Origin of the sequence: Sphingomonas sp. Xoc002, from assembly GCF_050408055.1 — a bacterium.
Lineage (GTDB): Bacteria > Pseudomonadota > Alphaproteobacteria > Sphingomonadales > Sphingomonadaceae > Sphingomonas > Sphingomonas yabuuchiae.
Genome location: NZ_CP191175.1, coordinates 954315 through 968116 on the forward strand (window position 1 = coordinate 954315; position 13802 = coordinate 968116).

Annotated in this window: 11 protein-coding genes, 1 tRNA gene and 1 pseudogene; 7 read left to right on the forward strand and 6 right to left on the reverse strand. The window is 63.7% G+C overall.

The window, feature by feature from the left end:
- Positions 1 to 278: 278 nt before the first annotated feature.
- From yihA to rpmH, 5 genes are read right to left on the reverse strand one after another with little or no spacing between them, the layout of a single operon-like run.
- A complete protein-coding gene (gene yihA / locus ACQR50_RS04525) occupies positions 279 to 953 on the reverse strand; it encodes a ribosome biogenesis GTP-binding protein YihA/YsxC (RefSeq protein ID WP_428969961.1) in 675 nt (224 codons plus the stop codon).
- A complete protein-coding gene (yidC, locus tag ACQR50_RS04530) occupies positions 950 to 2647 on the reverse strand; it encodes a membrane protein insertase YidC (RefSeq protein ID WP_056429889.1) in 1698 nt (565 codons plus the stop codon). Before yidC ends, yihA begins: the two co-directional genes overlap by 4 nt.
- Before the next feature lie 18 nt (positions 2648 to 2665).
- Positions 2666 to 2878, reverse strand: a complete 213-nt coding sequence (gene yidD / locus ACQR50_RS04535; protein ID WP_428970641.1) for a membrane protein insertion efficiency factor YidD — start codon at positions 2876 to 2878, stop codon at positions 2666 to 2668.
- A gap of 2 nt (positions 2879 to 2880) precedes the next feature.
- The gene (rnpA, locus tag ACQR50_RS04540) at positions 2881 to 3267 is read right to left on the reverse strand and encodes a ribonuclease P protein component (protein WP_428970642.1); all 387 of its coding nucleotides are present in this window, start codon (positions 3265 to 3267) and stop codon (positions 2881 to 2883) included.
- A gap of 59 nt (positions 3268 to 3326) precedes the next feature.
- Positions 3327 to 3461, reverse strand: coding sequence for a 50S ribosomal protein L34 (gene rpmH, locus ACQR50_RS04545; protein WP_042490346.1), 135 nt, complete (start codon positions 3459 to 3461; stop codon positions 3327 to 3329).
- 195 nt (positions 3462 to 3656) lie between these two features.
- Here rpmH and ACQR50_RS04550 point away from each other — a divergent pair.
- The 7 genes and pseudogenes from ACQR50_RS04550 to ACQR50_RS04580 all read left to right on the forward strand — a co-directional run bounded on the left by ACQR50_RS04550 (position 3657) and on the right by ACQR50_RS04580 (position 12158).
- Positions 3657 to 5171, forward strand: a pseudogene (locus tag ACQR50_RS04550) (YifB family Mg chelatase-like AAA ATPase).
- Positions 5171 to 5467: a hypothetical protein gene (locus ACQR50_RS04555; RefSeq protein WP_428969962.1), complete on the forward strand. Its 297-nt coding sequence runs from the start codon at positions 5171 to 5173 to the stop codon at positions 5465 to 5467. Before ACQR50_RS04550 ends, ACQR50_RS04555 begins: the two are co-directional and overlap by 1 nt.
- A 57-nt stretch (positions 5468 to 5524) precedes the next feature.
- A tRNA-Leu gene (locus ACQR50_RS04560) sits at positions 5525 to 5609 on the forward strand.
- A gap of 1037 nt (positions 5610 to 6646) precedes the next feature.
- A complete protein-coding gene (locus tag ACQR50_RS04565) occupies positions 6647 to 7261 on the forward strand; it encodes a hypothetical protein (protein ID WP_428969963.1) in 615 nt (204 codons plus the stop codon).
- Positions 7258 to 7569 (forward strand): hypothetical protein, encoded by a 312-nt coding sequence (locus tag ACQR50_RS04570; RefSeq protein ID WP_428969964.1) that lies wholly within the window; start codon positions 7258 to 7260, stop codon positions 7567 to 7569. The genes ACQR50_RS04565 and ACQR50_RS04570 overlap by 4 nt, the downstream gene beginning before the upstream one ends.
- A 272-nt stretch (positions 7570 to 7841) precedes the next feature.
- On the forward strand, positions 7842 to 8885 hold the full coding sequence (locus ACQR50_RS04575) for an arabinan endo-1,5-alpha-L-arabinosidase (protein ID WP_428969965.1): 1044 nt from the start codon (positions 7842 to 7844) through the stop codon (positions 8883 to 8885).
- A 363-nt stretch (positions 8886 to 9248) separates the two neighbouring features.
- Positions 9249 to 12158, forward strand: a complete 2910-nt coding sequence (locus ACQR50_RS04580) for a TonB-dependent receptor (RefSeq protein WP_428969966.1) — start codon at positions 9249 to 9251, stop codon at positions 12156 to 12158.
- 171 nt (positions 12159 to 12329) lie between these two features.
- On the opposite strand, the gene ACQR50_RS04585 is transcribed toward ACQR50_RS04580, so the two are convergent.
- Complete coding sequence (locus ACQR50_RS04585; protein ID WP_428969967.1) at positions 12330 to 13775, reverse strand: GH1 family beta-glucosidase; 1446 nt, start codon at positions 13773 to 13775, stop codon at positions 12330 to 12332.
- Positions 13776 to 13802 lie beyond the last annotated feature (27 nt).

The following is a 13802-nucleotide window of genomic DNA, read 5'->3' on the forward strand; positions in this document are numbered from 1 at the left end:
TGTCAGGACGTCAACAAAAGCGTCATATTTGCTGACATTTGCGCAGCGATGCGACCTTTATACAACAACATCAGTTAGTTGGCGGTAAATCTGCTGGGTACGACAAATGCGCGAGCGACACCTGTGTGTCTTCGCCGCAACCGCATTTGCAAGATGCCAGAACCCGCACGGATTGCGCCGGTTCCTCAACACTTTGGTGAAATTGGGAGACGCGTTTCCGCGCGAATCGAGGAAGGCGGGGACCCGGCGCATGACGCCCGAGTCCCCGCCGCAGCGGCTCAGCCGATGGCTTCGAGCACGGCGGCGCGCAGGTCGGCAATCCCCATGCCGCCCTCGCTGGATGTGGCGAGAATTTCGGGGTGCGCGGCGGCGCGCTTGCGGGCCTCGACCTCGGTGCGGGCGATGACGTCGGCGAGCTCGGTCGCCTTCACCTTGTCCGCCTTGGTCAGGACGATGCGATAGCTGACCGCCGCACGGTCGAGCATCTCCAGGATCTCACGATCCACTTCCTTGATGCCGTGGCGCGAGTCGATCAGCACCAGCGCACGCTTCAGGGCCTGCCGTCCGCGCAGGAAGTCGTTCACCAGGAAGCGCCACTGCTTGACCATGTCCTTGGGCGCCTTGGCAAAGCCATAGCCCGGCATGTCGACGAGGCGCAGCAGCGGGGGCGTGCCGACGTCGAAGAAGTTCAGCTCCTGCGTCCGCCCCGGGGTGTTCGACGTGCGCGCCAGCCCGCTGCGATTGGTCAGCGCGTTGAGCAGCGACGACTTGCCGACGTTCGAGCGCCCCGCGACCGCGACTTCCGGCACGATCGGATCGGGCAGGAATTTCAGCGCAGGCGCGGACTTCAGGAAGGTGACCGGCCCGGCGAACAGCTTGCGCGCCGACTCGACCAGCTCCTCCGAAAAGCCTTTCGGCTCGTCGGAGGGGGCAGGGGTGGGAAGCTCGCTCACTTGGCGACCGGCTGCTTCAGGCCCGGATGGCGGGCGTAGAGCAGGCGCTGCTGCAGGATCGAGATGCAGTTGGTCGTGATCCAGTAGACCTGAAGGCCGACCGCAAACGGCGCCATCACGAACATCAGCACCCAGGGCAGGATCGCGAAGACCTGCTTCTGCGCATCGTCCATCGGCTGCGGGTTCATCTTGAACTGGAAGTACATCGAGATGCCCAGCAGGATCGGCACGACGCCGATCGCGATGAAGTGCGGCGGGACGAAGGGCAGCAGGCCGAACAGGTTGACCGGGGTCAGCGGATCGGGCGCGGACAGGTCCTTGATCCAGGCGACGAACGGCTGGTGCCGCATTTCGATCGTCAGCATCAGCACCTTGTAGAGCGCATAGAAGATCGGAATCTGGATCAGCGTCGGCAGACAGCCCGCCAGCGGATTGACCTTCTCCTGCTTGTAAAGGGCCATGACCTCCTGCTGCATGCGGACCTTGTCGTCCTTAAACCGCTCTTGCAGCGCCTTCATCTTGGGCTGCACCGCCCGCATCGCCGCCATCGAGGCGAACTGACGCTGCGCGATCGGGAACATCAGTGCACGGATGGTGACGGTCAGCAGGATGATCGCGACGCCGAAATTGCCGACCAGGCGGAACAGCCAATCGAGATAATAGAAGATCGGCTTTTCGAGGACACGCAGATAGCCCCAGTCCAGCGCGTAATCGAGCTTCGTCGCGCCTTCCTTGTCGGTATAGCGGTCGAGCAGCGCCACTTCCTTGGCGCCTGCGAAGAAGCGCGTGGTCTGGGTCAGCTGCTTGCCCGGTGCCAGCGTCTGCGGCTGGAGCGTATAGTCGGCCTGATAGGTCTGGCCCGCGCCCGCACGGAACTGGCCGTCGAACGCCTTCGCCTGATCGGGGATCAGCGTCGCCAGCCAATATTTGTCGGTGAAGCCCAGCCAGCCGCCGGTTGTGGTGAAGCGGGTCGGGGCCTTGTCGAGGTCCTTCCAGTTCGGGCCATAATTGGCCGAGCCGTTGTTGACCGACATCGGGCCGACATGGATCGTCCAGGTATCGGGATCCGCCGAGATGCCACGATTGACATAGCCATAGGCCGCGACCGGCACGGCCGCATTGCCGCCATTGGCCACCGTCTGCTGGACGGTGAACATGTAATCCTTGTCGACCGACAGGGTGATCTGGAAGCGCTGGCCGGTGGCGTTGGCGGCGCTCAGCGTGACCGGCTGGCCGGGGCGCAGCACGGGGGCGCTAGCGGTCCAGACGGCATCGGCGGCGGGCGGGTTCAGCCCGTCGGTGCGCCAGCCGAAGCCCGCGAAATAGGCACCCTCGGCACCCGCCGGCGACAGCAGGCGGATCGGCGGCGAGTTCTTGTCGACCGTCTGCTTATAGTCGAGCAGGACGAGGTCATCGATCCGTGCGCCCTTCAGGTTGATCGAACCCTTCAGGCGCGGCGTGTCGATCGCCACGCGCGGGCTTTCGGCCAGCACGACCTTGCGGTCGCGAATCGCGGTCGGCGTCGTGGCGGTCGGGTTGGCCGTGCTGTTGGCCACGGGCACCTGCTTGCCGCCCTCGATCTTGGTCGCGGGCGGATTGCTCGGGAAGAACTTGCTCTGGATGAGCGGCCATCCGAACAGGATCAGCGCCGCGATCACCGCGAACACGACGAAATTCTTGCGGTCTTGGTTCACGTGGAAACCCCGTTAGTGTCAGGGGACCGGGTCGGGTCCGTGCCCGCCCCAGGGATGGCACCGCGCAATGCGCTTGAGCGCCAACCAGCCCCCTTTGACCGCGCCATAGCGGCCAATGGCCTGTATTGCATAGGCCGAACAGGAGGGTTGATAGCGACAAGTGGGCGGCAGGATCAGCGAAGGGCCGAGTTGCCAGCCCCGCGCGATCAGGATCAAGACCCGCGCGAACAGGGTCACGCGGGCTCTTGGGTCGGCGATGCGGGCTGGCGATGCGCGCCGCCGCGAGGGCTGCGCCCCTTGCCACGGCCATGATGCACGCGCGGTTCGCGGGGCTTGTCATGGCCGCCGGTATCGGGCGAGGCGGCGCGGGTCAGCGCCTTGGCCAGCTCGGCGGTGAGCGCCTGATAGTCGCGCTCGATCCCGCCTTGCCGTCCGATCAGGACATGGTCGGCGCCCGCTATGCCCTTTTCCGGCAACAGATCGCGCGCGAGCGCCCGCAACCGGCGTTTCATCCGGTTGCGAACGACCGCGTTTCCGATCTTCTTGGTGACGGTGAAGCCGACGCGAATCGCAGCGTCACCGTCATCCCGCGGGCGAACCTGCAGCACGAAGCCGGGCATCGCCACGCGTCGCCCGCCATTGGCCGCGAGGAAATCGCGGCGGCGGGTCAGCGTCGTGATTACGCCGACAGCTTCTTGCGGCCGCGTGCACGACGCGCGCGGATCACGGCACGGCCGCCCGGCGTGGCCATCCGCGAACGGAAGCCGTGACGGCGAGCGCGCACCAGATTGCTCGGCTGAAAGGTACGCTTCATCGTTCATTCCTTGGATACGTCTGAATAAAAACGGCCGCCACGAGGACGGCCTTGGTGGCAAGCCGCTTACGCAAAGCGGGCTTTCAAGTCAATCCGCTGTGCGCACCTGCCATGCACCTATGCCCCTTGCGGTCGGCCAGCATCCTTTGCAGGAAGCATAAGCGGGCAGGGGAGCGCCCGTACAGGGGGATTTGCATGGCGACGATCGTGTCCACGGTGGCCTATCTGGGGCTGGAGGCGCGTGCCGTCGAGGTGCAGGTGCAACTGATCGCCGGGCTGCCCGCCTTCAATCTGGTCGGGCTGGCCGACAAGGCGGTGGGGGAGAGCAGGGAGCGGGTGCGCGCCGCGATCGCCGCCATGGGCCTCGCTTTGCCGCCCAAGCGGATCGCCGTGAACCTGTCGCCCGCCGACCTGCCCAAGGAAGGGTCGCATTTCGACCTGCCCATCGCGCTCGCGCTGCTGGCGGCGATGGGGGTGGTCGATGCCGAGTTGCTTGCCGATCATGTCGTCGTCGGCGAACTGGCGCTGGACGGCCGGATCGGCCCGTCGCCGGGCGTGCTGCTGGCGGCGATCCATGCCGGATCGGTCGAAAAGGGGCTGATCTGTCCCGCCGCGCAAGGGGCGGAGGCGAGCTGGGCGGGCGGTGGCGCGGTGATCGGGGCACCCGACCTGCTCTCGCTGATCAACCATCTGAAAGGTCATTCCGTCCTGCCGACCGCCGAAGGCGGACTGGTGGAGGAGGGCGTGTCCGGCCCTGACCTGTCGCAGGTGAAGGGGCAGGAAAACGCCCGCCGCGCGCTGGAGATCGCGGCGGCTGGCGGCCATAATTTGCTGATGAGCGGTCCGCCGGGGTCGGGCAAGTCGCTGATGGCCGCCTGCCTGCCGGGCATCCTGCCGCCGCTCGATGCGGCCGAGGCGCTGGAAGTCTCGATGGTCCAGTCGGTGGCCGGGACGCTGGCCGAGGGGCGTCTGACCCGCACGCGACCTTTTCGTGCGCCGCATCATTCGGCCTCGATGGCCGCGCTGACCGGTGGCGGGTTGAAGGCCAGGCCGGGCGAGGTGAGCCTTGCGCATCTGGGCGTCCTCTTCCTCGACGAACTGCCCGAATTCTAGCGTGCCGTGCTCGATTCGCTGCGCCAGCCGCTGGAGACCGGCACGGTCAGCATCGCGCGGGCCAATGCGCATGTGACCTTTCCGGCGCGGGTGCAGCTGATCGCGGCGATGAACCCGTGCCGCTGCGGCCATCTCGGTGACGCCGCGCTGGCCTGCGCCCGCGCGCCGCGCTGTGCGGCGGATTATCAGGCCAAGATTTCCGGGCCGCTGCTCGACCGGATCGATCTGTCCGTCGAGGTCCAGCCGGTTCGCGCCGTCGACCTGTTCGCTCCCGCTGCCGCCGAATCATCCGCGACGGTCGCCGCGCGGGTGGCGGCGGCACGCGCGCGCCAGACCGAACGCTACCGCGATGCCGCCGTGACGATCCGGACCAATGCCGAAGCGGACGGGCCATGGCTGGAACGCTTTGCGACCCCGGACGATGCAGGCCGCGCCCTGCTGGTCGAGGCGGCTGAACGAATGCGCCTGACCGCACGCGGCTATACCCGCGTCCTGCGCGTCGCCCGCACCATTGCCGATCTGGCGGGGGCGGAGCCGGTCGGGCGTATCCATGTTGCCGAAGCGCTAAGCTATCGCCAGCGGCCGCCGGTGAATTGATGGCGGGCAAGGCCGCGCGCTGGATCGCCGCTATATTGCTGATGGCCTTCGGGCCACCGCTGACGTGGTTGGCCATCCTCTGGTCCGATCCCGTAGGGTCTGGAATTGGCGCGCCCGCGTTCCTCTATGCTCTTGCGGCGTTGGCATCCGTACCTGGGCTGATCGGCCTTTGGATGCTGCCTTGGCGTACCCGAACCAAGGCCCTGATCCTACCGCTTTACCTGACCGCGATTGTCCTGGTCCTGCTCTACACGCTCGTGCTCTTCGTATGCGTGGCGCTTCATGATTGCCCCTGATCCCGACAATCGGCGCTTGCACCGCGCATCACCCTCGTCTAGCAGCGCCTCTTCGCTGCCCCTGTGGCGAAATTGGTAGACGCATTCGACTCAAAATCGAACGCCGCAAGGCATGCTGGTTCGAGTCCGGCCAGGGGCACCATCTTACCGAGCGTAAGATGTCGATATTGCGATGAGCTTATATGTTCGACTGGCAAGCGAACCATCTTTCGCTCCCTCACTGACCCAGACCGCTTCGGAAAGCGGCGAATGACGGTGATCGTCAGATCGCTAACGGCCATTCGTGATCTACGGTCGCTTGATATTCCACGACGGCGTTAAAGGGCATTCGGCAAGTAGACGTTGATTTGCTGCCTGATCCTGGTCGGATCGACGACCTCATGGCTCGTTGCGAAGAGCTGTTGGCACATTGACGCGGCGAAATAGATGGGCGGGGCCAAGCAGGCCCTTTGCGACCTTTTGTTCGATAGCACATTCGCACCCCTAGCAGTTTAATCCGAAGCCAGTCGAACAGAGACGGGCTCCTTCGAGCCTGTGCATGTTATCCTGAAGCAGCAACGCAGCATGTGGATAGTCGTTTGAAAACACAGCCATAATGCCAGGCCATCGGACGAGCGATGAGCAACATTGACAATTCGCCATCTGTTCTGTATATGTTCCGAGAAAGGGTGGGGCGATATTGCAGAGGCGTCTAAGAATAGGGAGGCACGTGCTTTTTCATGGTGGCTGCGAACGGGTAGGCTGCCGCAAGCGCTGGGGCCTGACGGTCTTGAGCTCAAATTCAACCCTTGGCACGATTCGGCGAACGGCCGGTTTACCTCTGCGGGGGCAGGGCGCCAGGGAGCCGCAGGTGCTGGCGATGCGATTCCCGAGGCAGGTGGTCGCGCCTTGGGCCGAACGGGACGCACGGCTCTGGGCGCTGGGAGAGAAAGCGGCAAGTCGCAGCGTATAGCCCTGCCAAAGGTGGGACTGTCGCCGCAAGGATCGGCGACGGGAGAAGCCAAGAAGCCTGAACGGCCTGGTCTATCGAGTGCGAAAACGAAACCTGTCGGAAGCGCGCGATCCCGTGGGCATCCGAATCCCGTTGCCGAGTTTGTCGGTGGCGTCGGTGAAGGGCTTTACGACGTCGGGAGGGGAGCGGTCGCGGATATCCGGGCCGTACTGACGACGAACCCGGTGGTGACCGTTCGCGACGCTGCCAGCGGCATTGCGAATAGGATCGATGCCGCGATCGCTGCGGAGGATATTCCTGCTCGGGTCCAGGTTTCGCGGGCGGCCGCCGCCGTCTCCCATGCCACTGCACGGGATATTGGCCGTGCCTCAGCGACGGTTGCGGGAAATGTCGCACTTGCGGCGGCGCCTGGTGCCGGACTCTCGAAGGTTGCGGCGGTCCGCCGACTTCGCATGATGAGGCCGCGTCCGACATTCGACCCTCCGCAGATCGGCTGGGTGAAAGAAACGATCAAGTCGGACAAGCCGTGGAAATCATATAACGACTCTGCTGCTGGCGCGCGATCCGGTCATGCGCCGACATTGACGCGAACCATGTCAGACGGGTCGAGGCGGCCCGTAAAATTCGATGGCGTCCAAGGCGATTACGTGATTGATCGCAAGTGGAGCGTAAGAAACATGGCGAATGCACGGGCGCAGGTCCTGCGGCAGTCGGAGGTATTGGCGCAAAATCGTCTGATCGGGCTTTGGGAGGTTCCGACGCCGGTTCAGAAGGTCAAGGCGCTCAAATTGCTCCGAAGGATGAACGTTACCAACATTCATGTAAAGGTCGTCAAGCCATGATCGCTGAGCAAGTCGCGCATATCATAGCGGAATATGTCCTTTTCGTCGAACTCACTTCCGAAGACGATCTTGATCCGTATATCGGGGAGAAGATGATGGGAATGCTCGGATGGCAACTCGAGAACATGGACAAAGGCTTTCTCCGCGAGTTGGTCGATGCATTTGCTGTCATTGCCGAAGGATATGGCGAGGAAGCGCGGCAGTTGGTGCGCGACATACCCTATGGCTTCTACCTCGAAGAGGCGCTGGCGGCGGACGATCCGGAGCGGTTGGCAGAACTCGATGCCCTGCGCGAAGCGAGGAATTGAGGCACGGGATCAAGGAATGAAATACGGGCGACGAGGCGCGCACGCATCTGATATAGCCTCGGCCGTGCGGAGCCGACGACGGCAATCAAGGAAGACGGTTCGGCAATCCGGGAGCCTGTCTTCGTTTGAAGGGGCCCGCCAAATCCCGGTATGATCAGAGAATAGTCTCAGATATCGTTGCGCAACTTGCGTCGATTTATGTCGGACTATAACCCGGTTATAGCAGGACGCCGGGCGAACTCATGATCCGGCAGTGGAGCGGGGGTTTCATCATGCGCCAATTGCACCGATCGCGCAGCCTGTATTTGTTGCGGGCCATGGTGCTCGTCGGTGCGGTGGCACTGGGCAGCAAGGCGCTGATCTCGGCGCCGCGCGAGACGGCTCTGTCGGGCGATGTCGTCCCGGCGCATGATCCGGTGCTGATCCGCGAAGGCGATCGTTATTACGTCTATTCGACGGGGCAACGTGACCGGCGGCCATTGGTGGCGCGGACTTCGCGCGATTTGCGGCATTGGACCCCGTTGCCGTCGCCTTTGCCCGATCTGCCGGACTGGGCCAGGACAGCGGTGCCCGGCGCGCGGGAGATGTGGGCCCCCGACATCGCGCGGGTCGGCGGTCGATATCGGCTATATTACTCGGTTTCCCGCTTCGGCACGCAGCATTCGGCGATCGGGTTGGCGACGGCCACGACGTTGGACCCGGACGCGCCCGGCTATGGCTGGCGGGACGAGGGGCTGGTCATCGCCTCGCGCGAGGGTGATCCGTATAATGCGATCGACCCGGCATTTGTGCGTGATCGCCAGGGCGGCGAATGGCTGAGTTTTGGAAGTTTCTGGGGCGGAATCCAACTGATCCGGCTCGATCCGCGAAGCGGCAAGCCTGTTATGGGCGCCAAGCCTCAGATGATCGCGCGGCGCGACATGGACGACAAGACCAATGCGATCGAAGCCCCCTTCATCATCGATCATGGCGGCTGGTATTGGCTGATCGTGTCGTTCGACTTTTGTTGTCGGGGTACCAAGAGCAGTTATCATCTGCGCATCGGGCGCGCGCGGTCGATCCAGGGTCCCTATCTGGACCGTTCGGGCCGGGCGATGCGCGAAGGTGGCGGGACGGTGCTTCTCCAGGCCGATGCGGCGGGACACGATCGCTTTCGGGGACCGGGGCATGCGGGTGTGATGCGGGATCGCGATGGGCACCATTATCTGGTGCACCATGCCTATGACGCGGCCGCCGGGGGCGTGGCGACATTGCGGATCGCCCGGCTTCGCTGGAACGCGGCGGGATGGCCGGTCGTGGAGAAAGGGGCGTCCTGACCATGTCGTTGATTCGCCGGGTGACGATCCCATGCCCGATTTTGATACAATAGGTCGCGGTCGTTTCCGGCGGCCGGACCGCCATGCGCGATGAGGGCCGGTACGCCGACCTAAAGACGGACAAGTGAGGCGTCGTCCGACGGGTACTCGGGCAGGTTCCTACCCCACTGAATTATCACCGAAATAATCCATTGAAAGCGCTAACATCCTCAAAGGCTTGCCACAATGGGTGTGGCCGGAAATCCACTATCTGAAGTGCGTATAAAATTTTTGTAACCTTCGGCTTGACGCGGTTTGGCGTTAGTCAGACAAATCATCCCGTCACCGGCACCGAAAATTCGGGCCAATATGAGGGGAAGTCTGATGAAGCGTCACGTCCTTTTGCTGTCCGTCACGCCATGGGCGTTGCTGGCGGCGCCCGCCATGGCCCAGACGTCGACCGACGCGCAGACGACCCAAGCCGCCGATCCGAACGCCCCGGTCGAGACGCAGACCGCCGTCGGCATTCGTCAGGACGTCGCCGAAGTGCCGGACCGCAGCCCGGTCCAGTCCTCGACCACCGGCTTGACCGACGCACCGACCGATCCGCGCGACATCGTCGTCACCGGCTACCGCGCCAGCCTGGGCTCGGCGCAGGCGATCAAGCGCAATTCGGACGCGATCCTCGACGCGATCGTCGCGCAGGACATCGGCAAGTTGCCCGACAATACGGCGGCCGAGTCGCTGGCGCGCGTGACCGGCATTCAGGTCAGCCGCTACAGCGACGAAGTAACGCAGGTGCTGGTCCGCGGTCTGCCCGACGTGGCGACGACCTTTAACGGCCGCGACATCTTCACCGCAGAGAACCGCCGCGCCGCGCTTCAGGACTTCCCCGCCGGTGCGTTGGCCGGTCTGGAGGTGTACAAGTCGGGCACTGCGGACCTGCTGGAACCGGGCCTGGCGGGCCTGATCAACGTACGTTCGCGCCGGCCCTTCGATTTCGAAAAGGGCTTCACGGTCGCGGGCGGCATTCGCGGCACCTATAACGACCAGTCGAAAAAGTTCGACCCGCTGGGCAACCTGCTCATCAGCCAGCGCGCCGACACCGCGATCGGCGAGATCGGCTGGTTGGTCAACGCCGCCTATACCCAGGCGCAGTATCGCAACGCGGTCCGCTGGGCCGATGGCTATGTCACCAATCCCAGTTCGACTTCGACGATCAGCCCGTCCTCGGTCGGCCGTGGCTGGGCGATCCCGGTCAATGTCGGCGTTTACAACGACAGCGGCAAGCGCTGGCGCCCGGCGGTCAATGCCAATGTCCAGTGGCGCCCGGCGCACAACCTCGAAATCTACTATGACTTCCTCTATCAGAGCTATCGCGGCGAAACCGCCAATGACTGGCTGCGCGTGCCGCTGGTCGATGGCAGCCCCAGCTTCACCAATGTGGTGCTGCGCGAAGGCGAACCGCGTCAGGTCGAGAGCCTGACCAAGGTCGGCGGCATCCGTCCCGAGGCCTATCGCAGCACGAACAAGGCCTATACCGACACCTATCAGGTTGCGGTCGGCGGCAAGTGGGACCTGGGACCTGCGCATTTCTCGACCGATCTGGCCTATACGACGTCGCAATATGGCAGCAACGAGTGGAGCTTCGACTCGGCCTTCGCCAATTCACCGACAACGGATGTCCGCTTCTTCGTCGATGGCGGTTCTTCCTTCAGCCTGCCGGGCTTCGATGCCTCCAATCCCGCCAATTATATCTGGCGCGGCTATTTCGAAAGCATCTACCGCGTGCAGGGCAAGGGTTGGCAGTGGCGTGGCGACCTGGACTTCGACACCAACCTGTCGCTGTTCCCCAAGCTGCAGATCGGTGTCCGCTGGACCGATCGTGACGCTTCGCTCAAGCGCGGCAATCGCTATGCCTATACCGAATGGCTCGGCATTCCGCTGGCCCAAACCCCGACCGGAAGCCTGGCGCTGACCCAGAACGCCTTCCGCGGCAATCAGGGCTTCACCAGCTGGCTGATGCCGTCGCGCGAAGGCATTGCGGGCAATGCAGCGCAGCTCCGCCAGTTTTCAATCGACGCGCTGCAGCGGATCATCGCGGGCAATCCGACCGATCAGGGCTATCGCGATGCGCTGAACCGCTGGCAGTCGCCGACGGTGCAGCTCGATCCGTTCGCGGAATTCTATGCCACCGAACAGACCTATGCCTTTTATGGCCAGACCAAATATGAATTCGATATCGGCTCGGTCCGCTTCGACGGCCTGATCGGCACGCGCGTCGTCAATACGGTCGGTCGCTATACCGGTCTGTCGAACGTGACGTTCAACGGCGTGACCCGCGCCGAAGTGCGTAGCGTCAAGGCGAACTATGTCGACATTCTGCCGAACGTCAGCTTGCGCGTGCGGCCCAGCGATAAGCTGCAGGTCCGGTTGGGCTTTACGATCACCCGGACCAAGCCTGAATTCGGCCAGCTGAACCCGGCCATCTACATCACGCAGAATACGGCGACCCCGGTTTCCAACCCGGTGCTCGATACGCGTTTCGCGCCAGGGCTTCAAGGCCGCCCGGATGCCTATGGTAACGGCGGCAACCCCGATCTTCAGCCGCTGACGTCGAAAAACTACGATGCGACGGTAGAATATTATTTCTCGCCGACCGCCTCGATCACCGGCGCGGTGTTCTACCGCGATCTGAAGGGCTTCATCAGCAACTACGTCAACCGGACCCTCGACCCGGTTTACGGCCTGCTGGAAATCAACCGCCCCGAAAATGCCGGGCGCGGCAAGATCAAGGGCTTCGAGCTGGGGGCGCAGACCTTCCTCGATTTCCTCCCTGGCCTGTGGAGCGGCATTGGCATTCAGGCCAACACCACCTATTTGATCGGCGACCAGCAATATCCGGCCAACGTGTTCCGCAGCGTCGGCGGCACGACCGAGGCGCCGTTCGTCCGAATTCCGGGGTTGTCGCGTTGGACCTACAACGTGGCGCTGTTCTACGAAAAGGGCGACGTATCGACCAGGTTGTCGCTGAACAACCGCGATGCGTTCCTGAACAACAATTTCGTCAACGCGCAGGGCGTGTATAACGGTGAGGGTACGACCCGCATCCAGCGGCTCGACTTCTCCTTCAACTACAACATCATGAAGGAGGTCACCGTCACCTTCGACGCGGCGAACATCCTGGCTCAGCCGTTCAACAATTATGCGCAATATGGCGATGGCCTGCGCTACCCACGCGATATCCGCGACGAAGGGCGCTATTACGGCCTGGGTCTGCGCTTCCGCTTCTGACCGGATCGGGGTGGGTTGCGGCCCACCCCGCGATTATCCCCAACGGTGCCTTGCAGGGCAGGGATGGCATCACGCCGTCTCTGCCCTTTTTCTATGGACGCCGGATACCGCGCGCGGAAAACCCCGCCGGTCCTGCGACCGGCGGGGTTTCCTGTTCGTCCGGTGTTCGGATCAGACCAGCGCGTTGCGCCGGATCAGTTCCTTATACCACTGCGCGCTCAGCTTGGGGGTGCGCTTCTGGGTCGCATAGTCGACATGGTGCAGGCCGAAGCGCAGGCCATAGCCGTCGGCCCATTCGAAATTGTCCATCAGGCTCCAGAGGAAATAGCCTTTGAGCGGATAGCCTTCGGCCGCCGCACGGCGGAACTGGCCCAGATAGTTGCGCAGATACATGATCCGGTCGCCGTCATCGACCAAGCCCTTGTCGTTCAGCTTGTCGTCGGCCGAGGTGCCGTTCTCCGAGATGTAGATCGCCTTGGGGTTCCACATCTCGCTGACCGCACGCACGCCCCAATAGGCGGCCTCGGGGCCGACATAGAGCCAGGGAGAGGCCATGCGCGGCGAGTTGGGCAGGTGGGGCAGCGGGGTATAGCCGCGCGGGTCCTCCGGGTTCGCCTTCACGAAGGTCGGCGTGTAGATGTTCAGCGCCACGAAATCGAGCGGGCTGGCGATCGCGGCCATGTCGCCCGCCTGCACCTTGGGCGCATCGGCCCCGGCGCTCTTCAGATAGGCGTCGGTATATTTGCCCTCCATCACGGCGGTCAGGAACATGGCGTTCTCTTCGCGCATCGCCTTCTTGGTCGCCTCGATATGCTCGGGCGTCTCGATGACGGGGACGAAGATGCTGGCATTGTCGGCAATGCCGACCTCCGTGCCCGCCTTGGCATTGGCGCGTATCGCCTGGACGCCTAGGCCGTGCGCCAGGCAGCCATGGTGGCGGACCTGGTTCACCTGACCCTGGGGCAGTTTCAGGCCTGGCGCATGGATGCCGACCATGTGCCCGAGATCGGTGAAGCAGCGCAGCTCGTTGACCGTCATGAAGCGATGGACGCGGTCGGACAGCTTGCCCGCCATGAAGCCCGCATAGTCGGCGAACGCCTTGGCCGTGTCGCGATTCTGCCAGCCGCCGGGCAGCGCCTGCGGCAGGTCCCAGTGGAACATGGTGACGTTGGGCTGGATGCCCGCCGCCAGCAGCGCGTCGATCACGCGGTTATAATAGTCGAGGCCCTTCTGGTTGAACTTGCCGCGACCCTCAGGGAAGATGCGCGACCAGGCGATCGACATGCGATACGCCTTCACGCCCAGGTTCTTCAGGAGCGCGATGTCCTCGTTATAACGGTGATAGCTGTCGCAGGCGACATCGCCCGTATCGTTGTTCGCGACCTTGCCGGGGGTGTGCGAGAACACGTCCCAGTTGGTCGGGCCGCGCCCGTCTTCCTTGACCGCCCCCTCGATCTGGTAGGAGGCGGTGGCGCAACCCCAGAGGAAATCCTTGGGAAAGCTCAGGTCCGACGCCGTGGCGGCCGCCGCGCGTGTGGCGGCCAGCGTGCCGCCGCCGGTGGCGAGAGCGGCACCGCCCATCGCCATGCCGGTCTTCATGAAATTACGACGGTCCATATTCTGTCCTCTTCTGTAGCTCTTTGT